Source organism: Pseudomonas sp. Lb2C2 (assembly GCF_052112205.1).
GTDB lineage: Bacteria > Pseudomonadota > Gammaproteobacteria > Pseudomonadales > Pseudomonadaceae > Aquipseudomonas > Aquipseudomonas kilonensis.
This window is the reverse complement of record NZ_JAUTYW010000011.1, coordinates 214,739-241,629: the sequence shown is the minus strand read 5'-3', so window position 1 is coordinate 241,629 and position 26,891 is coordinate 214,739. Positions and strand designations below refer to the sequence as shown.

General features: G+C 60.6%; 24 protein-coding genes. 10 read left to right on the top strand and 14 right to left on the bottom strand.

All coding sequences use genetic code 11. The features are described from left to right. Window positions 1-273: 273 nt before the first annotated feature. The gene (locus Q7F16_RS28515) at window positions 274-552 is read right to left on the bottom strand and encodes a DUF3509 domain-containing protein (RefSeq protein WP_003204481.1); all 279 of its coding nucleotides are present in this window, start codon (window positions 550-552) and stop codon (window positions 274-276) included. A 355-nt stretch (window positions 553-907) separates the two neighbouring features. On the opposite strand from Q7F16_RS28515, the gene Q7F16_RS28510 reads away from it, so the two are divergent. The 4 genes from Q7F16_RS28510 (at window position 908) to Q7F16_RS28495 (ending at window position 4,344) form a co-directional block, all read left to right on the top strand. Further along, on the top strand, window positions 908-2,746 hold the full coding sequence (locus Q7F16_RS28510; RefSeq protein WP_409557310.1) for a long-chain-acyl-CoA synthetase: 1,839 nt from the start codon (window positions 908-910) through the stop codon (window positions 2,744-2,746). A gap of 94 nt (window positions 2,747-2,840) precedes the next feature. Continuing rightward, window positions 2,841-3,359: an ankyrin repeat domain-containing protein gene (locus Q7F16_RS28505; protein WP_018604674.1), complete on the top strand. Its 519-nt coding sequence runs from the start codon at window positions 2,841-2,843 to the stop codon at window positions 3,357-3,359. Window positions 3,360-3,550: 191 nt separating this feature from the next. After that, window positions 3,551-4,081 carry a hypothetical protein gene (locus Q7F16_RS28500; RefSeq protein WP_046065638.1) on the top strand — a complete coding sequence of 177 codons (531 nt, stop codon included), beginning with the start codon at window positions 3,551-3,553 and terminating at the stop codon, window positions 4,079-4,081. Window positions 4,082-4,152: 71 nt separating this feature from the next. Further along, complete coding sequence (locus Q7F16_RS28495; RefSeq protein WP_024618776.1) at window positions 4,153-4,344, top strand: PLDc N-terminal domain-containing protein; 192 nt, start codon at window positions 4,153-4,155, stop codon at window positions 4,342-4,344. Between the two features lie 60 nt (window positions 4,345-4,404). On the opposite strand, the gene Q7F16_RS28490 is transcribed toward Q7F16_RS28495, so the two are convergent. The 9 genes from Q7F16_RS28490 to gcl all read right to left on the bottom strand — a co-directional run bounded on the left by Q7F16_RS28490 (window position 4,405) and on the right by gcl (window position 15,325). Then, window positions 4,405-5,604, bottom strand: a complete 1,200-nt coding sequence (locus tag Q7F16_RS28490) for an MFS transporter (protein WP_409557311.1) — start codon at window positions 5,602-5,604, stop codon at window positions 4,405-4,407. Window positions 5,605-5,833: 229 nt separating this feature from the next. Further along, complete coding sequence (locus tag Q7F16_RS28485) at window positions 5,834-6,832, bottom strand: sulfate ABC transporter substrate-binding protein (protein WP_409557312.1); 999 nt, start codon at window positions 6,830-6,832, stop codon at window positions 5,834-5,836. A gap of 94 nt (window positions 6,833-6,926) precedes the next feature. After that, window positions 6,927-7,751 carry an ion transporter gene (locus Q7F16_RS28480; RefSeq protein WP_057451948.1) on the bottom strand — a complete coding sequence of 275 codons (825 nt, stop codon included), beginning with the start codon at window positions 7,749-7,751 and terminating at the stop codon, window positions 6,927-6,929. Window positions 7,752-7,771: 20 nt separating this feature from the next. After that, window positions 7,772-8,674 carry an urea transporter gene (locus Q7F16_RS28475; RefSeq protein ID WP_409557313.1) on the bottom strand — a complete coding sequence of 301 codons (903 nt, stop codon included), beginning with the start codon at window positions 8,672-8,674 and terminating at the stop codon, window positions 7,772-7,774. 136 nt (window positions 8,675-8,810) lie between these two features. Next, window positions 8,811-10,226 carry a pyruvate kinase gene (pyk, locus tag Q7F16_RS28470; protein WP_409557314.1) on the bottom strand — a complete coding sequence of 472 codons (1,416 nt, stop codon included), beginning with the start codon at window positions 10,224-10,226 and terminating at the stop codon, window positions 8,811-8,813. Continuing rightward, window positions 10,216-11,496 (bottom strand): glycerate kinase type-2 family protein, encoded by a 1,281-nt coding sequence (locus tag Q7F16_RS28465; RefSeq protein WP_409557315.1) that lies wholly within the window; start codon window positions 11,494-11,496, stop codon window positions 10,216-10,218. Before Q7F16_RS28465 ends, pyk begins: the two co-directional genes overlap by 11 nt. 85 nt (window positions 11,497-11,581) lie before the next feature. Continuing rightward, a complete protein-coding gene (locus Q7F16_RS28460) occupies window positions 11,582-12,472 on the bottom strand; it encodes a 2-hydroxy-3-oxopropionate reductase (RefSeq protein WP_409557316.1) in 891 nt (296 codons plus the stop codon). A 158-nt stretch (window positions 12,473-12,630) separates the two neighbouring features. After that, window positions 12,631-13,413, bottom strand: a complete 783-nt coding sequence (hyi, locus tag Q7F16_RS28455) for a hydroxypyruvate isomerase (protein WP_095963468.1) — start codon at window positions 13,411-13,413, stop codon at window positions 12,631-12,633. 136 nt (window positions 13,414-13,549) lie between these two features. After that, a complete protein-coding gene (gene gcl, locus Q7F16_RS28450) occupies window positions 13,550-15,325 on the bottom strand; it encodes a glyoxylate carboligase (RefSeq protein ID WP_046065641.1) in 1,776 nt (591 codons plus the stop codon). A 267-nt stretch (window positions 15,326-15,592) separates the two neighbouring features. Between gcl and Q7F16_RS28445 the strand changes: the two genes are divergently transcribed. Together Q7F16_RS28445 and Q7F16_RS28440 are read left to right on the top strand one after the other, a co-directional pair. Then, window positions 15,593-16,027, top strand: coding sequence for a GlcG/HbpS family heme-binding protein (locus tag Q7F16_RS28445; RefSeq protein WP_095974939.1), 435 nt, complete (start codon window positions 15,593-15,595; stop codon window positions 16,025-16,027). Between the two features lie 215 nt (window positions 16,028-16,242). Further along, on the top strand, window positions 16,243-16,701 hold the full coding sequence (locus Q7F16_RS28440; protein ID WP_079302186.1) for an REP-associated tyrosine transposase: 459 nt from the start codon (window positions 16,243-16,245) through the stop codon (window positions 16,699-16,701). A gap of 128 nt (window positions 16,702-16,829) precedes the next feature. On the opposite strand, the gene Q7F16_RS28435 is transcribed toward Q7F16_RS28440, so the two are convergent. Beyond that, a complete protein-coding gene (locus Q7F16_RS28435; protein ID WP_014339596.1) occupies window positions 16,830-17,435 on the bottom strand; it encodes a TetR/AcrR family transcriptional regulator in 606 nt (201 codons plus the stop codon). Between the two features lie 131 nt (window positions 17,436-17,566). Here Q7F16_RS28435 and Q7F16_RS28430 point away from each other — a divergent pair, with 131 nt between their 5' ends. After that, window positions 17,567-18,481, top strand: coding sequence for a DUF808 domain-containing protein (locus Q7F16_RS28430; RefSeq protein WP_409557317.1), 915 nt, complete (start codon window positions 17,567-17,569; stop codon window positions 18,479-18,481). Window positions 18,482-18,614: 133 nt separating this feature from the next. On the opposite strand, the gene Q7F16_RS28425 is transcribed toward Q7F16_RS28430, so the two are convergent. Both Q7F16_RS28425 and Q7F16_RS28420 read right to left on the bottom strand, forming a co-directional pair. Next, the gene (locus Q7F16_RS28425) at window positions 18,615-19,403 is read right to left on the bottom strand and encodes an MlaA family lipoprotein (protein ID WP_046063621.1); all 789 of its coding nucleotides are present in this window, start codon (window positions 19,401-19,403) and stop codon (window positions 18,615-18,617) included. Further along, window positions 19,396-20,694, bottom strand: coding sequence for a hypothetical protein (locus Q7F16_RS28420; RefSeq protein WP_003204449.1), 1,299 nt, complete (start codon window positions 20,692-20,694; stop codon window positions 19,396-19,398). Before Q7F16_RS28420 ends, Q7F16_RS28425 begins: the two co-directional genes overlap by 8 nt. A 423-nt stretch (window positions 20,695-21,117) precedes the next feature. On the opposite strand from Q7F16_RS28420, the gene Q7F16_RS28415 reads away from it, so the two are divergent. From Q7F16_RS28415 to Q7F16_RS28405, 3 genes are all read left to right on the top strand, one after another. Then, the gene (locus Q7F16_RS28415) at window positions 21,118-21,972 is read left to right on the top strand and encodes a glycine betaine ABC transporter substrate-binding protein (protein ID WP_014339592.1); all 855 of its coding nucleotides are present in this window, start codon (window positions 21,118-21,120) and stop codon (window positions 21,970-21,972) included. Between the two features lie 317 nt (window positions 21,973-22,289). Further along, window positions 22,290-22,601, top strand: coding sequence for a DUF485 domain-containing protein (locus Q7F16_RS28410; RefSeq protein ID WP_014339591.1), 312 nt, complete (start codon window positions 22,290-22,292; stop codon window positions 22,599-22,601). Beyond that, window positions 22,598-24,256, top strand: a complete 1,659-nt coding sequence (locus tag Q7F16_RS28405; protein WP_046063622.1) for a cation acetate symporter — start codon at window positions 22,598-22,600, stop codon at window positions 24,254-24,256. Before Q7F16_RS28410 ends, Q7F16_RS28405 begins: the two co-directional genes overlap by 4 nt. Window positions 24,257-25,349: 1,093 nt before the next feature. On the opposite strand, the gene gltA is transcribed toward Q7F16_RS28405, so the two are convergent. After that, window positions 25,350-26,639 (bottom strand): citrate synthase, encoded by a 1,290-nt coding sequence (gene gltA / locus Q7F16_RS28400; RefSeq protein ID WP_014339589.1) that lies wholly within the window; start codon window positions 26,637-26,639, stop codon window positions 25,350-25,352. Window positions 26,640-26,891 lie beyond the last annotated feature (252 nt).

The window sequence follows — 26,891 nt, the reverse complement described above, 5'->3', positions numbered from 1 at the left end:
ATGGATGGCCCTTCGCGGCGGGCCCACGGAGCAATGCCGGAGTGAGGGCACACCGAGCCTAGGCGAGGTGCCGAGTGGTGGGGCATGAGCGTTTTGCTTACTTTTGCGCTTCTCAAAAGTGAGCCGCTGTAAGAGCGGAACCGTCAGCAGCCATTACCGAAGAAACGGATATACATACCAAAGTAGGCTTTCCAAGGTACAAAAAAACGGCGCTTCTCATCTCTGAAAAAGCGCCGTTTCCAAGTGAACAGCAAACCGAGTTGACCAGCAGACTCAAGCGCTATGGTAAGTCGGCAGCGCAAACCGATGCTGGCTCTGCAACAAGGTGATCTGTGGCAACTCGCTAGCCTGTTCAGCCAGGTCACGACGGATCGCACTGATCGCCCAGGACAACTGATCCCCCGCATGCAATTGAGCATAGGAAATCGTGCGTTTGAACAGCTTGCCGTCACTATTACGCAAGGTCAGCAGAATGCCGCCATCCGGGCGGGGCTGGGTGGTCACTTCGTAGTTGGAAAACAGGGACGCAAACTTTTCTTGAATCATGTTCATAGTTGACTGCTCCATGGTGTGGCAAACCGTGGAGAGGTGGTTGCACTGTCTGTGCCAGCATTTGGCTTTCTATAAAATCCTTTAAAAACAGTTGGTTATATTTTTGTTGTATTTTCGCTTTCGTGCATCTTGCATGAATAGCCATCGTGCATCCTGCATTTTGCGTGGTCGGGCAATGATTTTTGGAACCAAATCGCTTCCCGGCGCTCATGCTTCGCCTGCCTCGGGCAGCGGATACAAAACATTGCAAAAACCGCGTGTACAGCGCCGCAATTGCCAGCGTACTTTCGAGCCAAATCACCTGCTGCCCGATAACAAGAACCGAGACCCACGAGGTCGAACGGGGAAGATCACCATGAGTCGTACACCCAGCGACGCGATTACCTGGGCCATGATGCTGCGCAAGCTGCCAGCCATTGCCAAAGCCGTCCCCCGAATCGTCAAAGGCATGAAGCTGGCCAACGTCCAGGACCCGACCCAGCCTTGTGGCCTGGGCTGGTGTTTCGAGCAGGCTACGCAACGCAATCCCCAGGGCCCGGCACTGCTGTGCGGCGCTACGGTGTTGAGTTATGCACAGGTCAACGCGCAGGCCAATCGCATTGCCCATTACCTGCTGGCCCAGGGCATCGGCAAGGGCGATTGCGTGGCGATATTCATCGAGAACCGGCCACAGCTGTTGATCAGCGTGCTGGCGATGGCCAAGGTTGGCGCGGTCAGTGCCATGCTCAACACTTCGCAAACCGGCGACGCGCTGGTGCACAGCCTGGCCCTGGTCAACCCGGTCGCGGTGGTGGTGGGGGATGAACGGGTCGCGGCCTTCAACGACATACGAGAGCGAACCACTCTATCGAGCAGCAGGACCTGGTGGCTGGCGGATCAGGACAGCGCCGATATCCCGTCCGATGCCCCGTCCGGTTTCATCGACCTGATGGCTGGCAGCGAGGATTACCCAAGCGATAACCCGGCGAGCAGCCGGCAGGTTTTCTGCAACGACCCGTGTTTTTATCTCTACACCTCGGGCACCACCGGGCTGCCCAAGGCCGGGGTGTTTCGCCATGGTCGCTGGATGCGCACGTCCACCAGCTTCGGCCTGATCGCCTTGGACATGCAGCCCGACGATGTCGTGTATTGCACGTTGCCGCTGTACCACGCCACGGGCTTGTGCGTGTGCTGGGGCGCGGCGATCTGTGGTGCATCGGGCTTCGCGATTCGGCGCAAGTTCAGCGCCAGCCAGTTCTGGAGCGACGTACGCCGCTACCGGGCGACCACGCTGGGGTATGTCGGTGAGTTGTGCCGCTACCTGATCGACCAGCCTGTCGCTGCCGATGACCGCCACCACGGTGTGAAGAAAATGATCGGCAACGGTCTGCGGCCCGGGGCATGGTCGACCTTCAAGACCCGGTTTGGCATCGACCACATCTGTGAGCTGTATGCGGCCAGCGACGGCAATATCGGTTTCACCAACATCCTGAATTTCGACAACACCGTCGGGTTTTCCCTGATGGGCTGGGAATTGGTGCAGTACGACCATGCCAGCGGCCTGCCGTTGCGCAACCTGCAAGGTCGCATGCAAAAAGTGCCCAGGGGCCAACCGGGCCTGTTGCTGGCGCGGATCGACGAGAAGGCGCCACTGGATGGCTACACCGATCAGGCCTTGACCGAAAAAACCATCTGCCGGGATGTCTTTGCGCCTGGCGATCGTTACTTCAATACCGGAGACCTGTTGCGCAACATTGGCTTCGGGCATGGGCAGTTCGTTGATCGACTCGGCGATACCTATCGCTGGAAAGGCGAAAACGTCTCCACCACGGAAGTCGAAAATGTGCTGCTGCAACATCCGCAGGTGGCCGAGGCAGTGGCTTATGGCGTGGAGATCAATGGCACCAATGGCCGTGCCGGCATGGCGGCAATCACCCCGTCCGAATCCCTGGCGACTCTGGATTTCAGCGAGTTGCTGCAATTCTTGCAGTGCAAGTTGCCCGCCTATGCCGTGCCGCTGTTCCTGCGCATCAAGGTGAAAATGGACACCACCGGCACCTTCAAGTACCAGAAGACCCGTCTTAAGGCCGAAGCGTTCGACCCATGCGTCACCGGGGATGAGCCGATCTTCGCCTGGCTGCCGGGCACCGATACTTACGTGCGGGTGGACCGGCAACTGGCGACCCGGATCCAGGACGGGCAATTGCGTTATTGATTCTGGCTATGACGGGCACAGTGAAAAAAGGGATGACAGCGCCCGGGTCCCTCGGGAAACTAGCCGCTTTGCGAAGACCCGAGTGGAGTTTCCCATGTCCGATACAAGCCGCCAGATGACCCCGGAAGAGGCTGCGGAGTTTGCCGAGCAGGTGTTCAACGTCGCACGCCAGGGCGATGCGGCCATGATGGCCGCGTTGCTGAGCAAGGGCCTGCCGCCCAACCTGCGTAACCACAAGGGCGACACCTTGTTGATGCTGGCCGCTTACCACGGGCATGTGGAAACGGTGAAAGTGCTGCTGGAGCACAAGGCCGATCCGGAAATCCGTAACGACAACGGCCAGAGCCCGATTGCTGGTGCGGCGTTCAAGGGCGACCTGGCAGTGGTTTCGGCGTTGGTGGATGGCGGCGCGCAAGTGGAAGGCGCCTCTTTCGATGGCCGTACCGCGCTGATGATGGCAGCGATGTTCAACCGTGTGGAAATCGTCGACTACCTGATCGGCAAAGGCGCCGACCCGAAAGCCAAGGATGCCAACGGCGTCTCGGCTCTCGATGCCGCCAAGACCATGGGCGCGGTGGACACCACGGCGCAGTTGGAAAAGTTGTTGGGCTGAAAGGCTGTGGGAGCAAAGCTTGCTCGCGATACAGGCACCTCGGTTCCAGAGAGACCGCGTTGTTTTCATCGCGGGCAAGCCTTGCTCCCACAAAATGCTCGTTCACCACAGGTCCTTCTCCAATCCTAATCTGCATGCGAATGCGCTATCCTGCCCGCCCTCAAAACACCCTTCGCCACAGGATTCACCCCATGAAAGCCGCCCTCATCGAACTCATCGGTAAAATCAGCTCCGGCTGCCTCGGCGAGGCGGACATCGCGAAAATCGCTGACGAAGCGGCCCAGGCCTACGCCGATCCGACGGTTTTCCTGGCGGCCAACCCCGATATCAACTACGACGACACGTTCCCGATCCCATTGGGTGAGTGGGTAGTGGTGGGCAGTCTGCCGGACACCGTGCTGTTCCAGGCCGACACCTACGTGGACCTGTTCGAGCAGATCGTTGCCTCGTTCGGCCCCGGCGTGGCGTTCAACCTCAAGCCCAAGCAACTGGCGAAAACCGAAGCCCTGACCGCGCTCAACCGCATCCAGATCCAGATGAGCAGCCTGAACAAGGAAAACGGCGGCTACGTGCTGATGAATTTCAGCCAATTGCTCGACGATGAATTGCAAATGGTGCTGGTGTACGGCAACGACGTGCCGCGGGTGCTGGAACTGTGTGCCGAAGTCGGCATCGCCGCCGCGCCCTCCCTGGAAGCTCTCAAGGTCGCGGTCCACGTCTGAAGCAATAAAACGGAACCCTTGCCTGGCGCCCGCTATCCTAAGGGTGCACATCACCATTTGGGAGCGACACCATGGGTTCCACTTTCAACGGCCTGGTCGGCCTGATCATCCTGGCGCTCGATATCTGGGCGATCATCAATGTACTCAAGAGTGGCGCGCAAACCGGGATGAAAATCCTCTGGGTGCTGCTGATCCTGCTGTTGCCGGTACTGGGCCTGATCATCTGGGCGATTGCCGGGCCGCGTGGCAACGTGCGGATTTGACACGCTCCACCAAAAAGCCCGGTCGCTGAAGGCGACCGGGCTTTTTTATGCGTGGGGTGTTCAGGCCGTGGCCAGGGACGGCTTGCGCGAGGTGCTCAAGAAGCGCAGCAAGGCCAACAGCGGGAAGGCGCTGCCGACGATCACCACCCACAACCAGCCGCCGTGTTCGTACACCGCACTGGCAATCGATGAGCCGAAGGCGCCGCCGACGAAGATGCTGGTCATGTACAGCGCATTCAGCCGGCTGCGACTCTTGGCATCGAGGGCATAGATGGTGCGCTGGCCCAGGACCATGTTCATCTGCACACAGAAATCCAGGACCACGCCGGTCACTGCCAGGCCGATCACGCTGTACAGCGGATGGATGAACGCCGGCAGGAAACTCAGGCTGGCGAACAACATCGCCAGCAGCGAGGCGTTGCGGGTATGGCCGGCATCCGCCAGGCGACCGGCGATGGGCGCAGCGATGGCGCCAATGGCACCGACCAGGGCGAACAAGGCGATTTCAGTCTGGGACAGGCCATGGGTGCGTGACAGTTCCAGTGGCACGGCGGTCCAGAACAGGCTGAACGTGGCGAACATGCAAGCCTGGTAGAACGCCCGTTGCCGCAGCAGCGGTTGTTGGCGCAGCAGGGTGCCGAGCGAGCCCAGCAGTTGGCCGTAAGAGGCACTGTGGTCGGGCTGGCGCTTGGGCACGGTCAGCGCCAGGACGATGCTGATGGCGGCCATCAATGCGGCGGCGATCATGAACATCGCCCGCCAGCCGAAGTGGTCAGCCACCAGGCTCGAAACCGGCCGCGCCAGCAGGATTCCCAGCAGCAGGCCGCCCATGATCCCACCCACGACCCGACCCCGGGTTTCCTCCGGCGCCAGGTGTGCGGCCAGTGGAATCAGCACTTGCACCGACACCGAGCTGAACCCCACCAACAGCGAAACCAGCAGGAATACGTTCGGTTGATCGGTGAACGCAGCGCCTAGCAAACTGGCGATTGCCACCACGGTGGTGATGATCATCAGCCGACGGTTTTCCAGCAAGTCCCCCAGTGGCACCAGGAAAAACAGGCCCAAGGCATAACCGATCTGGGTCAGCGAGACGATCAGGCTGGCCATGGTGCTACTCAGGCCGACGTCGGGTGCGATCAGTTCGATGATGGGTTGGGCGTAGTAGATGTTGGCGACGATGGCGCCGCAGCAGAAGGCGAAGAGCAGGACCATGCCGCGGGTCAAGGTGCTGCCGGGCGTGGGGGAATGAGCACTCATGGCAATCTCGTCGATCAATTGAAAGGATGGCGTGAGGCTAAAGACTTGCAGGGTTCTGGAACAGGGCTTGTGGCTGATATCAGTCATGCCCGCAATTGATGGTGACAATCAGATTCCTGTGGGAGCGAGCTTGCTCGCGATAGCGGCTGTATTTCCAACATCGTTGATGCAGACAGACCGTTATCGCGAGCAAGCTCGCTCCCACAAGGTTGCTCGGCACACTTGATCGTTATTGCCCGCTGTAGATCTGGTCGAAAACCCCACCGTCATTGAAGTGGGTCTTCTGCACCGTGCGCCAGTCGCCGAAGGTTTTTTCCACGGACAGGAAGTCGACTTTCGGGAAGCGGTCGGTGTATTTGGCCAGTACCGCCGGGTCCCGTGGGCGCAGGTAGTTGGCGGCGGCGATTTCCTGGCCTTCGGGCGACCACAGGTACTTGAGGTAGGCCTCGGCGGCTTCGCGGGAGCCTTTTTTCTCGACAACCTTGTCGACCACGCTGACCGGTGGCTCGGCTTCGGCGGAAACGCTCGGGTAGATCACCTCGAACTGGTCGCGGCCGAATTCGCGGGCGATCATCTCCGCTTCGTTTTCAAAGGTCACCAGCACATCGCCGATCTGGTTGGTCATGAAGGTGGTTGTCGCGGCGCGACCGCCGGTGTCCAGTACCGGTGCCTGCTTGAACAGTTTGCCGACGAAGGCCTTGGCCTTGTTCTCGTCACCGCCATTTTTCAGCACGTAACCCCAAGCCGAGAGGTAGGTGTAGCGACCGTTGCCGGAGGTTTTCGGGTTGGGCACGATCACCTGCACACCGTCCTTGAGCAGGTCGGGCCAGTCTTTCAAGGCTTTCGGGTTGCCTTTGCGCACGATGAACACCGTGGCCGAGGTGAACGGCGCGCTGTTGTTCGGCAGGCGGCTGACCCAGTTCTCGGGCACCAGTTTGCCGTTGTCCGCCAGGGCGTTGATGTCGGTGGCCATGTTCATGGTGATGACATCCGCCGGCAGCCCGTCGATCACCGAACGCGCCTGCTTGCTGGAGCCGCCGAACGACATCTGCACGGTGATGTTTTCGTTGTGCTCGGCCTGCCAGTGTTTCTGGAAGGCGGTGTTGTAGTCCTTGTAGAAATCGCGCATCACGTCGTAGGAAACGTTGAGCAGGGTCGGGGCGGCGTGGGCCAGGCTGCCAAAGGTCAGGCCAGCGGCGAGAAGGGAGGCGCCAAAGAAGTTCTTCACTGCGAATTCCTTTTTATCAACGGGGGTTCCGGGCAATTAGCCAGCAACACTAGCGGCAAGCCTATAGACCTTCAAGCATCAAAAAGTGCTGTGCTTATTCCAGTTTCTTAAACAGCGCATTGCCACAACGGGAGCAGAAAGCGGCACCGTGTTCGTGGTTGTTTTTGCTGCACACCGGGCAATCGTGCTGGAGCTGGTCGCCGCGCATGGCCGTGGCCAGTTCCGCCGTGAAAATACCCGTTGGCACGGCGATGATCGAGTAACCGGTGATCATCACCAAAGATGACACCACCTGGCCCAGTGGCGTCTTGGGCACGATGTCGCCGAAGCCCACGGTGGTGAGTGTCACGATAGCCCAATAGATGCCTTTGGGGATGCTGGTAAAGCCATTCCCAGGGCCTTCGATGACGTACATCAGCGTGCCGAATACCGTTACCAGGGTTGAGACGCTGACCAGGAACACGATGATTTTCTGCTTGCTCCCCCGCAGCGCCGCCATCAGGTAGTTGGCCTGCTTGAGGTAAGGGCTGAGCTTGAGCACACGGAAAATCCGCAGCATGCGGATGATCCGAATGATCAACAGGTATTGGGCATCGCTGTAGTACAGCGCCAGGATCCCCGGCACGATCGCCAGCAGGTCCACCAGCCCGTAGAAACTGAAGGCATAGCGCAGCGGCTTGGGCGAGCAGTACAGGCGCAGGCCGTACTCGACGATGAAGATGAAGGTGAAGCCCCACTCGATAGCGGCCAGCAGGGCCGCGTAGTTTTTATGCACGCTGTCGATGCTGTCGAGCATCACGATCACCAGGCTGGCGAGGATGATCAACAGCAAGGTGCTATCGAAGCGCCGGCCGGCGACGGTGTCGGTCTGGAAAATGATCACGTAGAGGCGTTCGCGCCAATTGCTGCTGCTTTGCATAATCTTCGCCTGAGCCGGAATCAGCGAAGCCTAGGGCGATTGCCCTGCAGAGCGCAAGGCGCGCTGTCGAGGCTGGCCTGGCGCCACACCCGGCCGCTGGCCTGGATCAGCCAGCAGGCTAGGATGAACGGTGCCGTCAGTGGGGGAAGGCCGAGGGTGATAAAACCTGGGGTAAGCATGACCGCCAGGAGAATGCCCGCCAGCGGCAGCCAGGGGTGTCGGCGTTGTTGGCTGAGGGCCAGGGCCACCAACACCGGGTTGTAACCGCCAAGGCCGCAAAGGGCGGTTGCGTTTTCATGTTGCGACAAGGCGAAGGTCAGGCCGGCGGCGGAACCGAACAATGCCCAACCGGCAGCGCGACGGTTGGCCAGTAGCAGGCCTGCCGCGATCAGCGCGCCGGCCGTCGGGTGGCCGAGAAACATGACCTGGCCCAGCCCGCTCAGGAGCGCCGCCAGCAGGTTGGGTAGGGTCATTTCCATTGAGGTAGCCGGAAGCGGCGGCAGGGTGAAACTCATCAGCAGCCAAGCCAACCCGACAAAAGGTGCGGTGTAGGCGGGCAGGCACCGAGGGCCACGGGTGCGCTTGAGCCATTGTTGGGTCAGCATTGCGCTGAGACCGCCTGCGGCGATGATCAGCGGCGGCAACAGGACGGACCAGGGCAACGCAAGGCTCAGCAACAAGCCCAGCAGGATGCCGTTGTAGCTGAACAGCCCGGCTTGCCGGTCGGCCTTGGCGTAACCGCGTCGCTGGGCCGTGAGCAACCCGGCCACCCCACCGAGCAACGCGCCGCCAAACAGGGCGGGCGCAGTGAGCAGAATCGCCAGCAGGCACAGCAGGCCGCACAGCGGATGGCGCTGGAGAAAGACTTGGCTGAAGCCGTTGAGCAGGGCGGTGGCCCAGTCGGGGCAGTGGGTGTTGGGCATGGTTGATATATCTGATGGACCGAGTCGACTTCATCGCGAGCAAGCTCGCTCCCACACTGGACTTGCGGCATTCACAAAACCCTGTGGGAGCGAGCTTGCTCCGGGCGGCGATCCGACGATAAGGCCAGTACAGGCGCTAAATCAGCGTCTCAATGCGCAGCGAATTGGTCGACCCCGGTTGCCCGAACGGCACGCCCGCCGTGATCAGCAAGGTATCGCCGCGCTGGGCCATGCCTTGGGCCTGGGCGATTTCCAGGGCGGTGGAACAGACTTCATCCACTTGCTTCAACCGATCGTTGACCACCGAATGCACGCCCCAGGCCACCGTCAGGCGGCGAGCGGCCTGCAGGTTCGGTGTGAGGTTGAGGATCGGCACCGTCGGCCGTTCCCGCGCCGCCCGCAGGCTGGAACTGCCCGATTCGCTGTAGTTCACCAACACCGCCACTGGCAGCACGTTGCTGATGCGACGGATCGCGCAACTGATCGCATCCGACACCGTGGCCTCGGCTTTTGGCCGGCTGACATCCAGTTGCGCCTGGTAGTCGGGGCCGTTTTCCACCTGGCGGATGACCTTGCTCATCATCTGCACGGCTTCGAGGGGGTAGTCGCCTGAAGCGGTTTCCGCCGACAGCATCACCGCGTCGGCCCCCTCGGCTACGGCGTTGGCCACGTCGGTGACTTCGGCGCGGGTGGGCGCCGGGGAGAAGCGCATCGACTCGAGCATCTGGGTCGCCACCACCACCGGTTTGCCGAGGGCGCGGCAGGTACCGATGATGTTCTTCTGAATCTGCGGCACGCTCTCGGCCGGGACTTCGACACCCAGGTCACCGCGAGCAACCATGATCGCGTCACTCAATTCGGCGATTTCCCGTAGTTGGGCCACCGCCGATGGTTTCTCTATTTTCGCCATCAGGAACGCCTTGTCGCCGATCAGCGCCCGGGCCTCGCGGATGTCTTCGGGCCGCTGCACAAACGACAACGCCACCCAGTCCACGCCCAGCTCCAGGCCGAAACTCAAGTCGCGCCGGTCCTTGGTGGTCAACGGGCTCAAGTCGAGCACGGCCTGGGGGACGTTCACGCCTTTGCGGTCCGACAGCTCACCGCCGTTGAGCACCTCGGTGTCGATGGCGTCGCTGTGCCTGGCGGTCACGCGCAGGCGCAACTTGCCGTCGTCCAGCAGCAGGTCCATGCCGGGCTCCAGGGCCGCGATGATCTCCGGATGGGGCAGGTTGACCCGGCGTTGATCGCCGGGCGTCGGGTCCAGGTCCAGACGCAGGGCCTGACCGCGTTGCAGCAAGACCTTGCCGTCGGCGAATCGGCCGACCCGCAGCTTTGGGCCTTGCAGGTCCATCAGGATGCCCAGCGGGTAATTGAGCTGCTGCTCGACCTCGCGAATCCATTGGTAGCGCTGGGCGTGGTCGGCATGCTCGCCGTGGCTGAAGTTCAGGCGGAAGATGTTCACGCCGGCTTGTACCAGCGCGCGGATGTCATCGATGCCGCGGGTGGCGGGGCCGAGGGTCGCGAGGATCTTGACCTTTTTATCAGGCGTCATGTTTGGGGTTCTCGAGGATCAGGATGGCGCGAAAGTCGTTGACATTGGTGCGGGTCGGTTCGGTGACGATCAGCGCATCCAGGGCAGCGAAGTAGCCGTAGCCATTGTTGTTGTCCAACTCGTCGCTGGCACACAGGCCCAGCGCTGCGGCGCGGCGATAGCTGTCCGGGGTCATGACGGCGCCGGCGTTGTCTTCGGAACCGTCGATGCCGTCGGTGTCGCCGGCCAGCGCGTAGATGCCGGGATGACCCTTGAGGCTGTCGGTCAGGCTCAGCAGGAATTCTGCATTGCGCCCGCCACGGCCGTCGCCGCGCACGGTGACGGTGGTTTCGCCGCCGGAGAGGATCACGCATGGCGCCGCCAGTGGCTGGCCGTGCAGGGCGATTTGCCGGGCGATGCCGGCGTGGACTTTCGCCACCTCCCGGGATTCGCCTTCCAGGTCGCCGAGGATCAACGGGCTGAAACCGGCCTGGCGCGCCTTCACTGCCGAGGCCTCCAATGACTGCTGGGGGCGGGCGATCAATTGGAAGTGGTTGCGGGCCAGGCTTGGGTCGCCGGGCTTGACGGTTTCCGATGCTGGACTTTGCAACCAGTTGCGCACCGAGGCCGGCACCTCGATCTGGTAGCGCTGGAGAATCGCCAGGGCTTCGGCCGACGTGCTGGGGTCGGCCACGGTAGGGCCGGAGGCAATGACGGTGGCAAGATCGCCGGGCACATCGGAAATCGCGTAGGTGTACACCGTCGCCGGCCAGCAGGCCTTGCCCAGGCGCCCGCCCTTGATCGCCGAGAGGTGCTTGCGCACGCAATTCATCTCGCCGATGGTCGCGCCGGATTTGAGCAGGGCTTTGTTGATCGATTGCTTGTCGGCCAGGGTGATGCCTTCGGCGGGCAAGGCCAGCAGGGCAGAACCGCCGCCGGACAGCAGGAAGATCACCCGGTCGTTTTCGCTGAGGTTGCTGACCATGCCCAGTACCCGCTGGGCCACGGCCAGGCCGGCGGCGTCAGGCACCGGGTGGGCGGCTTCCACTACTTCGATTTTCTGGCAGGGCGCGCCATGGCCGTAGCGGGTCACCACCAGGCCAGACACTTCGCCCTGCCAGCAGCGCTCGACCACTTGCGCCATGGCCGCCGCGGCCTTGCCGGCACCGATGACGATCACTCGGCCGCTGCGATCACTGGGCAGGTAGCGTTCAAGGACGTGTTGCGGATGGGCCGCGTCGATGGCTGTGGCAAACAGCTCGCGCAGCAGTTGTTGCGGATCGACCGACATGGCGGGCTCCCGGTTTTTATTATTAGTGTTGATGCAGACCCTGTGGGAGCGAGCAAGCTCGCTCCCACAGGGTTTTTTTGGTGTGTCAGTTATCGCGGATGGAGAAATTGGCCATGTGCTCCAACCCCTTGATCAACGCCGAGTGATCCCAGTGGCTGCCACCAATGGCCGCGCAGGTGCTGAACACTTGTTGGGCGTTGGCGGTGTTGGGCAGGTTGATGTTCAGTTCCCTGGCGCCTTGCAGGGCCAGGTTCAGGTCCTTCTGGTGCAGGCTGATGCGGAAGCCCGGGTCAAAGGTGCCCTTGATCATGCGTTCGCCGTGCACTTCGAGGATCTTCGACGAAGCGAAACCGCCCATCAGCGCTTCCCGGACCTTGGCCGGGTCGGCACCGTTTTTCGAGGCGAACAACAAAGCCTCGGCCACCGCCTGGATGTTCAGGGCGACGATGATCTGGTTCGCCACTTTGGCGGTCTGGCCGTCGCCGTTGCCGCCCACCAGGGTGATGTTCTTGCCCATCGCCTGGAACAGCGGCAGGGCCCGCTCGAAGGCGGCGCTGTCGCCACCGACCATGATGCTCAGCGTCGCGGCCTTGGCGCCGACTTCTCCGCCGGACACCGGTGCATCGAGGTACTGCGCAGCTCTTTCATTGATCTTCGCCGCGAACGCCTTGGTGGCGGTGGGGGAGATCGAACTCATGTCGATCACCACCTTGCCCGCGCCCACGCCCGCCGCCACGCCGTCGGCGCGGAACAGCACGTCGTCGACCTGCGGGGTGTCCGGGACCATGACGATGATGAACTCGGCTTCCTGGGCCACTTCCTTCGGGTTGGCCAACGCCACCGCGCCACCGGCCAGCAAATCGGCCGGGGCCGGGTCATGGTGTTGGGACAGGAACAGGCTGTGACCGGCCTTTTGCAGGTTCAGTGCCATGGGGTGGCCCATGATGCCGGTGCCGATGAATCCGATTTTAGCCATGGGGAAATCCTCTTGTTTTTATCGTTGCTTCAGGCAAATGGGGGAATGCTTTCCTGTGGGAGCGAGCTTGCTCGCGATAGCGGTGGGTCAGTGCCGGTGATGTTGGCTGTACCGACGTCATCGCGAGCAAGCTCGCTCCCACAGGGGAAAGAGTTGGGTCAGATCGCGTTATGGGTTTTCAGCCACTCCAGACCCGCTTCGGTGGTGGTCAGCGGCTTGTATTCGCAGCCGACCCAACCCGTGTAGCCAATGCGGTCAAGGTGTTCGAACAGGAAGCGATAGTTGATCTCGCCCGTTCCCGGCTCGTTGCGGCCCGGGTTGTCCGCCAGTTGCACGTGGTTGATCTCGCCCAGGTGCGCCGACAGGGTCCGGGCCAGGTCACCTTCCATGATCTGCATGTGGTAGATGTCGTACTGCAGGAACAGGTTGGCGCTGCCCACCTGCTCGCGGATCGACAGGGCCTGGGCGGTGTTGTTCAGGTAGAAGCCGGGAATGTCGCGGGTGTTGATGGCTTCCATCACCAGCTTGATGCCGTTGGCTTGCAGCTTCTCGGCGGCGTATTTCAGGTTGGCGACGAAGGTTTTCTCCACCAGGGTTTCACTGCAGTTCTGCGGGCGAATCCCGGCCAGGCAGTTGACCTGGGTGTTGCCCAGTACTTGGGCGTAGGCGATTGCCAGGTCGACACCGGCGCGGAATTCCTCGACCCGGTCCGGCAGGCAGGCAATGCCGCGCTCGCCCTTGGCCCAGTCACCGGCCGGCAGGTTGAACAGCACCTGGGTCAGGCCGTTGGCGTCGAGTAGAGCCTTGAGTTCGGCGGAGCTGTAGTCATAAGGAAACAGGTATTCGACACCACTGAAACCGGCCTTGGCGGCGGCTTCGAAACGGGCGAGAAAATCCTGCTCGGTGAACAGCATGGACAGGTTGGCGGCGAAACGCGGCATGGTGGTCTCCTTAAATAATGTAAACGCACCCCTGTGGGAGCGAGCTTGCTCGCGATGAAGGCAGTACAGCCAACATCACCAGCACTGACCCACCGCTATCGCGAGCAAGCTCGCTCCCACAGGAGGGCGTCAGCAGTCAGTCGAGTAGCGAAATGGCAGTCGGTGCATCGTTGCCCACAAGCGCCAGATCTTCAAATTCATTGACGGCGTTGATCTCGGTGCCCATGGAAATGTTGGTCACCCGTTCCAGGATGATCTCGACGATCACCGGCACCTTGAACTCCTCGATCATCGCCTGGGCCTGGCGCAGGGCTGGCTGGATACCGGACGGTTCGAACACCCGCAGGGCTTTGCATCCCAGGCCTTCGGCCACGGCAACGTGATCCACGCCATAACCGTTGAGTTCCGGGGCGTTGAGGTTGTCGAAGGACAGCTGCACGCAATAGTCCATGTCGAACCCGCGCTGGGCCTGGCGAATCAAGCCCAGGTAGGAGTTGTTCACCACGACATGGATGTAGGGCAGTTTGAACTGCGCACCTACCGCCAGCTCTTCGATCATGAACTGGAAGTCATAGTCGCCCGACAGTGCCACGACCTTGCGGCTCGGATCGGCCTTGACCACCCCCAGCGCGGCCGGAATGGTCCAGCCCAAGGGGCCGGCCTGGCCGCAGTTGATCCAGTGGCGCGGCTTGTAGACATGGAGGAACTGCGCCCCGGCGATCTGTGACAGGCCAATGGTGCTGACATAGCAGGTGTCCTTGCCGAACACCTGGTTCATTTCTTCGTACACCCGTTGTGGCTTGACCGGCACATTGTCGAAGTGCGTCTTGCGTTGCAGGCTGGCCTTGCGCTGCTGGCAGTCTTGCAACCAGGCGTCGCGGTTTTTCAGCTTGCCGGCGGCTTGCCATTCACGGGCCACTTCGATGAACACCGTCAGGGCCGAGCCAGCGTCGGAAACGATACCCAGGTCGGGGGTGAAGACGCGGCCGATCTGGGTCGGCTCGATGTCCACGTGAATGAACGTGCGGCCTTCGGTATAGACGTCCACCGAACCGGTATGACGGTTGGCCCAGCGGTTGCCGACGCCCAGCACCACGTCCGACTTGAGCAAGGTGGCGTTGCCGTAGCGATGGGAGGTTTGCAGGCCGACCATGCCGACCATCAGTGGGTGATCGTCGGGGATGGTGCCCCAGCCCATCAAGGTAGGGATAACGGGAATGCCGGTCAGCTCGGCGAACTCCACCAGCAGTTCGCTGGCATCGGCGTTGATGATGCCGCCACCGGCCACCAGCAATGGACGCTCAGCCTGATTGAGCATCGCCAGGGCTTTCTCGATCTGCACGCGGTTGGCCGCGGGTTTGGCTAATGGCAATGGCTGGTAGGCGTCGATGTCGAATTCGATCTCGGCCATCTGCACGTCGAACGGCAGGTCGATCAGCACCGGGCCCGGACGACCGGAGCGCATCTCAAAGAACGCCTTTTGGAAGGCATACGGCACCTGGCCCGGCTCCAGCACGGTGGTTGCCCACTTGGTCACCGGTTTGACGATGCTGGTGATATCCACAGCCTGGAAGTCTTCCTTGTGCAGACGGGCGCGGGGGGCTTGCCCGGTGATGCACAGGATCGGGATCGAATCGGCCGAGGCGCTGTAGAGCCCGGTCACCATGTCGGTGCCGGCCGGCCCCGAGGTGCCGATGCACACGCCGATATTGCCGGCCTTGGTCCGGGTGTAGCCCTCGGCCATGTGCGAGGCGCCTTCAACGTGGCGAGCAAGGACGTGATCGATGCCACCCACCTTCTGCAGGGCGGAGTACAGCGGGTTGATCGCGGCACCCGGAATACCGAAGGCGGTGTCCACGCCCTCACGGCGCATAACCAGGACGGCGGCTTCGATTGCTCTCATTTTGCTCATTATTTTGTGCCTCTTACGTTTTGTAATTGTATACAAGTGGCTTTGCGCAGAGTGTATTCACGGCAAACCGCGCAGGTCAATCCATTTCCTCAAGCATTTGTTTCATTCGTCGGACGGCCAGGTTTTGCTGAGGCCTTTCATCGATCAAGGTGCTTTGTGAAAATTATTGTATACAAAAATATGAATTGTTGTGTTCTATTTGTTGTGTTCGGTTTTGCTGAAAGTGAAGCTGCAAGGCTCTCCCATAACAAAAGAAGGACAGCACCCATGAGCGTTCTAACCTTGAAAATCGCCGTCAACCTGGCCGGGCAAGCCCTTGCCGCCGGTCGTGAAATCAGCGCTGCGCCCTTGACCGTCGCGGTCCTGGACAGCGGCGGGCACTTGGTCGCCTTGCAGCGCGAAGACGGCGCCAGCCTGCTTCGCCCGCAGATCGCCATCGGCAAGGCTTGGGGCGCCATCGCCCTGGGCAAAGGCTCGCGCTTGGTGGCCCAGGACGCCCAGCAACGCCCGGCGTTTTTTGCGGCATTGAACGGGCTGGGGCAGGGCAACGTCGTACCGGCACCGGGAGGGGTATTGATCAGGGATCAGGACGGGAAGGTGCTGGGGGCGATTGGTGTCAGTGGTGATGTTTCGGATGTGGATGAACAGGTGGCGGTCAGGGCGGTGGAGGCGGTGCAGTTGCGGGCGGATGTAGGGGCTTGATTTGTACTGACTGAACCTTTGCTATCGCGAGCAGGCTCGCTCCCACAAGAGGGCGGCGATGGGCGTACATTCTGCAAACACTGCAAATCCACACTGTGGGAGCGAGCCTGCTCGCGATAGCAATCTAGCAGACACATCCAGCTAAAAGTCTGCCTCCCATCCAGGCATTCACGGGTCTAGCCTTCTTTATGACTCAATCATCAAAGGGGCAAGGAATGCCTGGTTCACCTGCTTCACATAGACTGCGCCTCGGCCGCCATGCCGAATCCAGCCGGATCTATTTACTGTCCACCAACACGTTTGGCCGCGCACCAGTTTTTAAGGACGTTGTCCTGGGTAGACTGGTCGTTGAGCAATTTCGAAAAGCTCAGGAACAAGGCCGGGCCGCCTCATTGGCCTGGGTTGTTATGCCGGATCATTTCCATTGGTTGATCGAGTTGCGCAGGGGATCTCTGAGTGAGTTGATGCAAAGGACCAAATCATTGAGTACCAAGGCTGTAAATCTGCGCCTGGACAATAAAGTTAGCCTTTGGCAGCAAGGATTTCATGACCGAGCACTGCGGCGAGAAGAAGATTTGAAAGTAATGGCGCGCTATGTTGTCGCTAACCCTCTGCGGGCAGGTCTGGTGACGCAACTTGGCGACTATCCGTTGTGGGATGCCATTTGGGTTTGACTTGAAATCCAGTTGCCGCTTTCGCGAGCAGGCTCGCTCCCACAAGGGATTCAGGTTGCTCGCAGAATCTGTATTCACCGCAAAACCCTGTGGGAGCGAGCTTGCTCGCGATGAAGGCTACTCAGTCTTCAGTCGGGCTCACACCCCTTCAACACCAACCGAATAATCGTCTGCGCCGCCGCTTCGTAATCCGCCTCATCAAGCTTGGCCTTGCCGGTCACGGCGCTGATCTGCCAGTCGAAGTCGGCGTAGGTCTGGGTGGCGGCCCAGATGCTGAACATCAGGTGGTTGGGGTCGATGGGGGCGATCTGGCCGCGGTCGATCCAGGTCTGGATGCAGTCGATGTTGTGCCGGGCCTGGGCGTTGAGTTGTTCCACCAGGTCGGGGCTCAGGTGGGGGGCGCCGTGCATGATTTCGCTGGCGAAGACTTTCGAGGCGAAGGGCAGGTCGCGGGAGATGCGGATCTTGGAGCGGATGTAGTGGCTTAGCACCTCACCGGGCACGCCGTCGGCATTGAACGGTGTCGAAGCCTGGAGAATCGGCTCGATGATGCTTTCCAGGACCTCGCGGTAGAGGTTTTCCTTGGATTTGAAGTAGTAGTAGACGTTGGGTTTGGGCAGGCCTGCCTTGGCCGCGATGTCGCTGGTCTTGGTCGCGGCGAAGCCCTTGTCGGCAAATTCTTCGCTGGCGGCACGCAGGATCAATTCTTTGTTGCGCTCGCGGATAGTGCTCATAAACCCAGGGGTTCCTTGCCTGTTCTGGCGGTGGCGCATGGTAGCACCGGCCTCGCGCGGCGCTCAAGAATGCCCCAAGGCACCACGGCTCGCGGTATGCTTCGCGGCATTATTATTCAAGGAGCCCCTCCATGGCCGGAAGCAGTTTGCTGGTACTGATCGACGATATCGCCACCGTGCTCGACGATGTTGCGCTGATGACCAAAATGGCCGCCAAGAAAACCGCCGGCGTGCTCGGCGATGACTTGGCGCTCAATGCCCAGCAGGTGTCAGGTGTGCGCGCCGAGCGGGAACTTCCGGTGGTGTGGGCGGTGGCCAAGGGGTCGTTCATCAACAAGTTGATCCTGGTGCCGTCGGCGCTGGCGATCAGCGCCTTCGTCCCTTGGTTGGTGACACCTTTGTTGATGGTGGGCGGCGCCTACTTGTGTTTCGAAGGGTTCGAAAAACTGGCCCACAAGTTCCTTCACAGCAAGGCCGAAGATCAGGCCGAACATGCGCAACTGGTCGAGGCTGTGGCCGATCCGGCGGTCGATCTGGTAGCCTTTGAAAAGGACAAGATCAAGGGTGCGATACGCACCGATTTCATTCTGTCGGCGGAAATCATCGCCATCACCCTCGGCACCGTTGCCGACGCACCACTCACCCAGCAAGTGATCGTCCTGTCGGGCATCGCCATCGTCATGACCATTGGCGTCTATGGCCTGGTGGCCGGCATCGTCAAGCTCGATGACCTGGGACTCTGGTTGACACAGAAGCCAGGCCAGGCCGCCAAAAGCATCGGTGGCGCCATCCTGCGCGCGGCACCCTACATGATGAAAAGCCTGTCGGTGATCGGCACCGCAGCGATGTTCCTGGTGGGCGGTGGCATCCTCACCCACGGCGTGCCGGTGGTGCATCACTGGATCGAAAGCGTGACGGCCAGTGCTGGTGGCGCCGGGTTTATCGTGCCGATGTTGCTCAATGCGGTGGCGGGGATTGTCGCGGGGGCGGTGGTGTTGGTCGGGGTGATGGCTGTTAGTAAGGTCTGGAAGACGCTCAAAGGCTGAATCTGGCAACACATAACCCCTGTGGGAGCGAGCTTGCTCGCGATGAGGACCTGTCATCCAACATTAATGTTGCCTGACAGACTGCTATCGCGAGCAAGCTCGCTCCCACAGTGGGTTTTAGGGTGGCCAAAAGTTATTCGGCAATCTGCAACTTGCGCGACTCGGTGTACACGTAGCGCACCTTCTCATACTCGAACGGCGTGTTCAGTTGCCCATAGCGGAAGCTGGTCTGGTAGCGCTTATCCACGCCGCGCAGGAGCAGCAACTCCGGGTGGTTGGAGCTGACTTCGGAGACGTTCAGGAAGTTGATCGCCGATTCGGCTGTGTAGTCCACCAGCAAGCCGGAAGTATCGCGCAGGTTCGAAGGGCCGAAGATCGGCAGCACGAAATACGCACCGCCAGGCACGCCGTAGAAGCCCAGGGTCTGGCCGAAATCTTCGCTCTGGCGCGGCAGGCCCATGGCGGTGGCTGGGTCCCACAGGCCGGCGATGCCGACGGTGGTGTTGAGCAGCAGTCGCGCCGTGGTTTCCATCGAACGCTTGCCCTTGAATTGCAGCAGGCTGTTCATCAGGTTCGGCACGTCCCCCAGGTTGTTGAAGAAGTTGCTGACCCCGGTGCGCACGAAGCCGGGGGTAATGTAGCGATAGCCATCGACGACGGGCAGGAACACCCACTGGTCGAAGCGGTAGTTGAAGTGATAGACCCGGCGGTTCCATGACTCCAGCGGGTCATAGACGTTCAACGCATTGAGGGTCGAACGCTCGAACTCGCGCTGGTCCAGCCCCGGGTTGAACTTCAGCTTGGTCAACGGCTCCTTGAAGCCGTCCGAATCCACCACCACTGGCGCATTGGCCTTGCTGTTGTCGGCGTGGACCATGCCCGCGCTCATTAACGCGGCGATAAGCAGCAGATATTTAGCCACGGAAGAACTCCAGCATGGCGTCGCTGTTGACGCGGTAGTTAAGGTTGCCGCAGTGGCCGCCCAGTGGATAAACCGTCAGGCGATCGCCAAAGGTCTTGCGCAGGAAACCCAGGTCGCCCGGGCCGAGAATGACGTCGTCGGCGTTGTGCATGACGGCAATCTTCGGGCTGTCGTGCAGGTAATCCTTCAACGCGTACAGGCTGACCTGGTCGACCAGTTGCAGCAGGCTGCCGCCGTCGGTGCGCGCGCGCCACATCGGGATCACCTGCTCGGTGAGGTAACAGTCGAAATCGCATTGCAACGCACGCTTGAGAAATGGCGTCAGGCTGGTGCTTTCGGTAATCGGGAACTTGGGCGGGATGATCAGGCCGCGCCGGTTGATCAGGTCCGAGGTGAACGCGATGTCGGCCGCCGAGAAACGGAACGAGGTGCCGATCAACATGGCCATCTGCTCATTGCTCAGGTGTTGCTTGGACTGCTGGAAGTCATAGAGCAGCGCATCGTTGAGGTCGATGTAGCCTTTTTGCTGGAAGTAGCGGGTCAGCTTGTTCAGCACCAGTTCATAGAAGGTCGTGGTGTTGTTGATGCCCTTGACCTCGGTCTGGACCAGTTTGTCCAGGTTGGTGATCGAGGTGTAGAGGTTCACCGGTGGGTTCAGCAGCAGCACCTTCTTGAAATTGAAGCTGCGCCGGGTTTCGTCCAGGTGTGCGACGAAGGCCGCGTCCAGGGCACCTAGGCTATAACCGGTCAGGTAATACTCGGTCACCGGCAGCTTGGGGTTCTGCGCACGCACGGCCTGCATCACCCGGTACATGTCTTCGGCGTCTTCCTTGGAAATGCCTGGCGTGGCGAAGCGTGACGCGGCGCTCATGAAGTCGAAGCTGGTGGGCGATGACAACTGCACCACGTGGTAGCCGGCCTTGTAGTAGAGGCGTTTGAGGTATTCATTGATGCTACTGTCGAAGCGCGCACCGGTGCCGGCGATGAGGAAGATCAGCGGCGCGGGTTTGTCCTGGGTGGCCATGCGGTAGGTGAGGCTTTTCACTGGCCAGAAGTTGTCCGGCAGGATGAACTCGCGTTCCGGGCGCAGGGTCAGGCTGTGGTCCGCCTGGTTGATGTCTTCGATCAGCGGCAACTCCGGACGCAGGTCCGGCGGCGTGGTGGCAATGGTCGCCTCGAACGGGTTGGTCAAGGGGTAGCCATAGCTGGCGGCGTCAATATCTGCCGCCAGCGCGGACGCACTCAGGATAAGGCCGCCGAGAAGGGCAGCGAAGCGCAAGGAACGGAGCATGACTGGATCCCTTAGAGGAAGGTGCCGAATGAGGTTCGCAGGCTATGACCACCGAAGCAGAGCCAAGTGCCATGACGGGCACAAAACAGGCGCGGACGGGGTGCGATAGTAGCGGGACGATACACGGTCGTGCGCGGCGGCGGCTAGTTATCTGGCGTTTGCCGGATTTGACGGCTAAATCTCATGTGTGGCGGTGCTACAAATGCCCGGAACTGAGAGCTGGCGTTCTGATGTCGTTTCTCGTTGCCTCGACGTCGCAGACAGAGCAGGTTCCGGATCGGCGCAGGTTGATGATCAGCGAGTCAGTACTCCACTGGCGTTCAGACCGGTTTGAGGGCGAGCGTGATGGGGGCGCTGAGCATCATAACTATACGTTGACGCCGCCCGGCATCCGTCGGGCGCAGCACTTTCGGGGAAGTAACGATGAAGATGCGACGACTCTTGGGCGCAGGTGCCGCACTGGTACTGGCCATCAGTTCCACCTTGGCCAGCGCCGAAACCAAAACCCTGAGCATCGGTTACGTTGACGGCTGGTCCGACAGCGTCGCGACCACCCACGTGGCCGCCGAAGTGATCAAGCAGAAACTCGGTTATGACGTGAAGCTGCAAGCGGTCGCGACCGGGATCATGTGGCAAGGCGTGGCCACCGGTAAACTCGACGCGATGCTCTCGGCCTGGCTGCCAGTGACTCACGGCGACTATTGGACCAAGAACAAGGACCAGGTGGTCGATTACGGCCCCAACTTCAAGGACGCGAAAATCGGCCTGATCGTGCCGGAATACGTCAAGGCCAAGTCGCTCGAAGATCTCAAGACCGACGACTCTTTCAAGAAGCGCATCGTCGGCATCGACGCCGGTTCAGGCGTGATGCTCAAGACCGAACAGGCCATCAAGGATTACGACCTGACCGGTTATCAACTCAAGGCCAGTTCCGGCGCCGGCATGATTGCCGAGCTGACCCGTGCCGAGAAGAAAAACGAATCCATCGCCGTTACCGGTTGGGTGCCGCACTGGATGTTCGCCAAGTGGAAACTGCGCTTCCTGGAAGACCCGAAAGGCGTCTACGGCGCGGCTGAGACTGTAAATAGCATCGGTAGCAAGGGCCTGGAGGCCAAGGCGCCGGAAGTGGTCGAGTTCCTGAAGAAGTTCCAGTGGGCTTCGAAAGACGAGATCGGCGAAGTCATGCTGGCGATTCAGGAAGGCGCCAAGCCGGATGCCGCTGCCAAGGACTGGGTCGCCAAGCACCCGGATCGCGTGAAGGAGTGGACCGGCAAGTAATCGGCCTGGTTTAGCTGTTCCGAAAAGCCGCATGACTTGTGTCATGCGGCTTTTTTTTGTGCCCGAAATTCCTGAATCCCACAATGCCCCCTGTGGGAGCGAGCTTGCTCGCGATGACGGTGCAACATTCAACAGAGATGCAAGCAGACACGCCGCTATCGCGAGCAAGCTCGCTCCCACAGGAAACCATTGCGAAAATGTGCGGGAAATGGGCAGCACCGTCATGTCGTTCTAATACTAAGGTCGTCTGGAACCTGGCCTTGAGCCGCATAGAGTAGGGTCGTTCCAATTAAATCTGTGCTGCGAGGATAAAAACAATGAACGACAGCATTTACCTCTCTATTCAAAACAGCCCCCGCTTCAAGGAGCTGGTGAGAAAAAGGGAAAAGTTCGCCTGGATTCTCTCGGCGATCATGCTTGGGCTGTATTCCGGCTTCATTCTTCTGATCGCCTACGGGCCACACATTCTCGGGGCCAAGATCTCGCCTGAGTCCACTATCACCTGGGGCATTCCCATCGGTGTCGGCCTGATTCTCTCGGCCTTCATCCTGACTGGTATCTACGTACGGCGCGCCAACGGCGAGTTCGACGACTTGAACAATGCGATTCTCAAGGAGGCTCAGCAATGATCCGGCGTCTACTGGCTCTATTGAGCATCGCAGCGTTCGCCCCGGGCGCCTGGGCGGCTGAAGCCCTGACCGGCGCCGTGCAGAAACAACCCCTCAACGTCGCGGCTATCCTGATGTTCGTGGCCTTCGTCGGCGCGACTTTGTATATCACCTACTGGGCGTCCAAGAAAAACAACTCGGCGGCCGACTACTATGCGGCCGGCGGCAAGATCACCGGCTTCCAGAACGGCCTGGCAATCGCGGGCGACTACATGTCGGCGGCGTCCTTCCTGGGGATTTCCGCGCTGGTGTTCACCTCGGGCTACGATGGCTTGATCTACTCCATCGGCTTCCTGGTGGGCTGGCCGATCATCCTGTTCCTGATCGCCGAGCGCCTGCGTAACCTGGGTAAATATACCTTTGCCGATGTGGCGTCCTACCGCCTGGGGCAAACCCAGATCCGCACCCTGTCTGCCAGCGGCTCGCTGGTGGTGGTGGCGTTCTACCTGATCGCGCAAATGGTCGGTGCCGGCAAGCTGATCCAGCTGCTGTTCGGCCTGGACTACCACGTTGCGGTGATCCTGGTCGGTATCCTGATGTGCCTCTACGTGTTGTTCGGCGGCATGCTGGCCACCACCTGGGTACAGATCATCAAAGCGGTGCTGTTGCTCTCGGGTGCTTCGTTCATGGCCCTGATGGTCATGAAGCACGTCAACTTCGACTTCAACATGCTGTTTGCCGAGGCGGTCAAGGTTCACCCTAAAGGTGAGGCGATCATGAGCCCTGGCGGCCTGGTGAAGGATCCGATTTCGGCCTTCTCCCTGGGGCTGGCACTGATGTTCGGTACCGCAGGCCTGCCGCATATCCTGATGCGCTTCTTCACCGTGAGCGACGCCAAGGAAGCGCGCAAGAGCGTGCTGTATGCCACTGGCTTCATCGGTTACTTCTACATCCTGACCTTCATCATCGGCTTCGGCGCGATCCTGCTGGTCAGCACCAACCCGGCCTTCAAGGACGCGGCAGGTGCCTTGCTCGGCGGCAACAACATGGCGGCGGTACACCTTGCCAACGCTGTGGGCGGCAGTATCTTCCTGGGCTTCATCTCGGCGGTAGCCTTCGCCACCATCCTGGCGGTCGTCGCGGGCCTGACCCTGGCCGGTGCCTCGGCGGTGTCCCATGACCTGTATGCCAGTGTGATCAAGAAAGGCAAGGCCAACGAGAAGGACGAGATTCGCGTCTCGAAAATCACCACCATCGCCCTGGCGGTGCTGGCGATCGGCCTGGGCATCCTGTTCGAGAAGCAGAACATCGCGTTCATGGTGGGCCTGGCGTTCTCCATCGCGGCGAGCTGCAACTTCCCGGTACTGCTGCTTTCGATGTACTGGAAGAAGCTGACCACCCGTGGCGCCATGATTGGCGGCTGGCTGGGCCTGGTCAGTGCCGTGGGCCTGATGGTGCTCGGTCCGACCATATGGGTGCAGATCATGGGTCACGAGAAGGCGATCTTCCCGTATGAATACCCTGCGCTGTTCTCGATGGCCATTGCCTTTGTCGGCATCTGGTTCTTCTCCATCACCGACAAGTCGGCTGAAGGTGCAAACGAGCGGGCGCTGTTCTTCCCGCAGTTCGTGCGTTCGCAGACTGGCCTGGGGGCGAGTGGGGCGGTTAGCCATTGATGTAGAGATAAGTGCTTGAAGAAATACCCCGGTCGAGAGGCTGGGGTATTTTTTTTGTGTGTGATAGCTGTGGTTTGAGTGATGACGTCTTCGTGAGCAAGCTCGCTCCCACAGGTAATGCTGTTCACTTAAGGCTGTGGATCTTCAGTTTCGACCCATTGGGGTAAGGGTGTATATCCGTTGCTGCGGTAACGGCGGCTTAGGGTTCCGCCCTGACGGCGGCTCACTTTTGAGAAGCGCAAAAGTAAGCAAAACGCTCTTGCCCCACCACTCGGCACCTCGCCTAGGCTCGGTGTGCCCTCACTCCGGCATTGCTCCGTGGGCCCGCCGCGAAGGGCCATCCATGGCCCAGCGCGGCTATCCCGGCATCCATGCCGGGATACCCACTCCACAATGCCTGCGTTCGGCCATCGTGGTTAACGGGGCGCCGAGATCAACGTCCACCGCGAGGCGGCCTGATAGCCGACCTGGTTCTTGGTGAGACCGCGTTTCTCCTGTGGGAGCAAAGCTTGCTCGCGATGGCGGTGGTTCAGTCACATGGATGTTGAGCTTACTGGCCTCATCGCGAGCAAGCTTTGCTCCCACAGGTCCTGCTCAAACAGATCTGATGGGTGTACGACCGGACGAGCCAGGTCGGCTACTAGGCCGCCTCGCGGTGGACGTTGATTTCGACGCCCCATTAACCACGCTGGCCGAACGCAGGCATTGCGCAGTGGGTATCCCGGCATGGATGCCGGGATAGCCGCGCTGGGCCATGGATGGCCCTTCGCGGCGGGCCCACGGAGCAATGCCGGAGTGAGGGCATGCCGAGCCTAAGCGAGGCACCAAGTGGTGGGGCATGAGCGTTTTGCTTACTTTTGCGCTTCTCAAAAGTGAGCCGCCGTCAGGGCGGAACCCTAAGTGGCCGTTACCGCAGCAACGGATATGTACCCAGGGGATTTGCGCCGTACACAGGGCTCAATGTGGGCTTGCTCGCGAAGGCGTCAGCCCTGCTGGTGAATAAATAGGAGGCCTAAACAAAACAGCCCCTGCTCTTATATATAAGAAGCAGGGGCTGTTTCAGTGCAGCGTGGGACCTATGGCAAGGCAGGCCTTACTTGCGATCTTCCAGCTGGGTGATGTCACGCGACTCGTAGCCGGTGTACAGCTGGCGCGGGCGGCCGATCTTGTACGGGCTGGAGAGCATTTCCTTCCAGTGGGAGATCCAGCCCACGGTCCGCGCCAGGGCGAAGATCACGGTGAACATGCTGGTTGGAATGCCGATCGCCTTGAGGATGATCCCCGAGTAGAAGTCGACGTTCGGGTACAGCGAGCGCTCGATGAAGTATGGGTCGGTCAGGGCGATTTCTTCCAGGCGCATGGCCAGTTCGAGTTGCGGATCGTTTGTGATCCCCAGTTCCTTGAGCACTTCGTCGCAGGTTTGCTTCATGACGGTGGCGCGCGGGTCGCGGTTCTTGTAGACCCGGTGACCGAAGCCCATCAGCTTGAACGGATCGTTCTTGTCCTTGGCCTTGGCGATGAACTTGTCGATGTTGGAGACATCGCCGATTTCATCGAGCATGGTCAGTACCGCTTCGTTGGCGCCGCCGTGGGCAGGGCCCCAGAGCGCGGCGATACCGGCGGCGATACAGGCGAACGGGTTGGCACCCGACGAGCCGGCCAGGCGCACGGTGGACGTGGAGGCGTTCTGCTCGTGGTCGGCGTGGAGGATGAAGATCCGGTCCATGGCCTTGGCGAGCACCGGGCTGATCGGTTTGATCTCGCACGGGGTGTTGAACATCATATGCAGGAAGTTCTCTGCATAGGTCAGGTCGTTGCGCGGGTACATCATGGGCTGGCCCATGGAGTACTTGTAGACCATGGCTGCCAGGGTCGGCATCTTCGCCACCAGGCGAATCGCGGAGATTTCGCGATGCTGGGGGTTATTGATGTCCAGGGAGTCGTGGTAGAAGGCCGAGAGGGCGCCGACAACGCCGCACATGACGGCCATCGGGTGGGCATCGCGACGGAAGCCGTTGAAGAAGGTCTTCAGCTGCTCGTGAACCATGGTGTGGTTCTTCACGGTGCTGACGAACTGGGCCTTTTGCTCTGCGGTTGGCAGCTCGCCATTGAGCAGCAGGTAGCAGGTTTCCAGGTAGTCCGATTTTTCAGCCAGTTGCTCGATCGGGTAGCCGCGGTGCAGCAGGATGCCGTTGTCGCCGTCGATGTAGGTGATCTTCGACTCGCACGAGGCGGTCGACATGAAACCTGGGTCAAAGGTGAAACGGCCCGTGGCCGTCAGGCCCCGTACGTCGATTACATCGGGACCAACGGTGCCGGTTAAAATGGGCAGCTCGACGGGGGCTGCGCCCTCGATGATCAACTGCGCTTTTTTGTCAGCCATGTGGCCTCCTATTAATGCTTGGAATCATCAGACAGACCCCCCACGCAGGGCCCGCACCACTATAGTGAGATAAATCCGAATGTCAATTTGCCTAAAGTCTTGCTCCAGAAGGCTTTAACCGGACTTTTTCCGCGAAATTACCTGCCGTTTACGCCTTTTGCGCCGTATGTGCAATGCGCTATTAGGGGAAGGTGAACGCGTTGTCATTAGTAGCCTAACTGTCTATACTCGGCCACCGACCGCCAGGGGCTT

Excerpts from the sequence above, each read along its gene's own strand:
- Q7F16_RS28515 (WP_003204481.1), bottom strand. The coding sequence starts at position 552 with ATGAACATGATTCAAGAAAAGTTTGCGTCCCTGTTTTCCAACTACGAA.
- Q7F16_RS28510 (WP_409557310.1), top strand. The coding sequence starts at position 908 with ATGAGTCGTACACCCAGCGACGCGATTACCTGGGCCATGATGCTGCGC.
- Q7F16_RS28505 (WP_018604674.1), top strand. The coding sequence starts at position 2,841 with ATGTCCGATACAAGCCGCCAGATGACCCCGGAAGAGGCTGCGGAGTTT.
- Q7F16_RS28500 (WP_046065638.1), top strand. The coding sequence starts at position 3,551 with ATGAAAGCCGCCCTCATCGAACTCATCGGTAAAATCAGCTCCGGCTGC.
- Q7F16_RS28495 (WP_024618776.1), top strand. The coding sequence starts at position 4,153 with ATGGGTTCCACTTTCAACGGCCTGGTCGGCCTGATCATCCTGGCGCTC.
- Q7F16_RS28490 (WP_409557311.1), bottom strand. The coding sequence starts at position 5,604 with ATGAGTGCTCATTCCCCCACGCCCGGCAGCACCTTGACCCGCGGCATG.
- Q7F16_RS28480 (WP_057451948.1), bottom strand. The coding sequence starts at position 7,751 with ATGCAAAGCAGCAGCAATTGGCGCGAACGCCTCTACGTGATCATTTTC.
- Q7F16_RS28475 (WP_409557313.1), bottom strand. The coding sequence starts at position 8,674 with ATGCCCAACACCCACTGCCCCGACTGGGCCACCGCCCTGCTCAACGGC.
- pyk (WP_409557314.1), bottom strand. The coding sequence starts at position 10,226 with ATGACGCCTGATAAAAAGGTCAAGATCCTCGCGACCCTCGGCCCCGCC.
- Q7F16_RS28465 (WP_409557315.1), bottom strand. The coding sequence starts at position 11,496 with ATGTCGGTCGATCCGCAACAACTGCTGCGCGAGCTGTTTGCCACAGCC.
- Q7F16_RS28460 (WP_409557316.1), bottom strand. The coding sequence starts at position 12,472 with ATGGCTAAAATCGGATTCATCGGCACCGGCATCATGGGCCACCCCATG.
- hyi (WP_095963468.1), bottom strand. The coding sequence starts at position 13,413 with ATGCCGCGTTTCGCCGCCAACCTGTCCATGCTGTTCACCGAGCAGGAT.
- gcl (WP_046065641.1), bottom strand. The coding sequence starts at position 15,325 with ATGAGCAAAATGAGAGCAATCGAAGCCGCCGTCCTGGTTATGCGCCGT.
- Q7F16_RS28445 (WP_095974939.1), top strand. The coding sequence starts at position 15,593 with ATGAGCGTTCTAACCTTGAAAATCGCCGTCAACCTGGCCGGGCAAGCC.
- Q7F16_RS28440 (WP_079302186.1), top strand. The coding sequence starts at position 16,243 with ATGCCTGGTTCACCTGCTTCACATAGACTGCGCCTCGGCCGCCATGCC.
- Q7F16_RS28435 (WP_014339596.1), bottom strand. The coding sequence starts at position 17,435 with ATGAGCACTATCCGCGAGCGCAACAAAGAATTGATCCTGCGTGCCGCC.
- Q7F16_RS28430 (WP_409557317.1), top strand. The coding sequence starts at position 17,567 with ATGGCCGGAAGCAGTTTGCTGGTACTGATCGACGATATCGCCACCGTG.
- Q7F16_RS28420 (WP_003204449.1), bottom strand. The coding sequence starts at position 20,694 with ATGCTCCGTTCCTTGCGCTTCGCTGCCCTTCTCGGCGGCCTTATCCTG.
- Q7F16_RS28415 (WP_014339592.1), top strand. The coding sequence starts at position 21,118 with ATGAAGATGCGACGACTCTTGGGCGCAGGTGCCGCACTGGTACTGGCC.
- Q7F16_RS28410 (WP_014339591.1), top strand. The coding sequence starts at position 22,290 with ATGAACGACAGCATTTACCTCTCTATTCAAAACAGCCCCCGCTTCAAG.
- Q7F16_RS28405 (WP_046063622.1), top strand. The coding sequence starts at position 22,598 with ATGATCCGGCGTCTACTGGCTCTATTGAGCATCGCAGCGTTCGCCCCG.
- gltA (WP_014339589.1), bottom strand. The coding sequence starts at position 26,639 with ATGGCTGACAAAAAAGCGCAGTTGATCATCGAGGGCGCAGCCCCCGTC.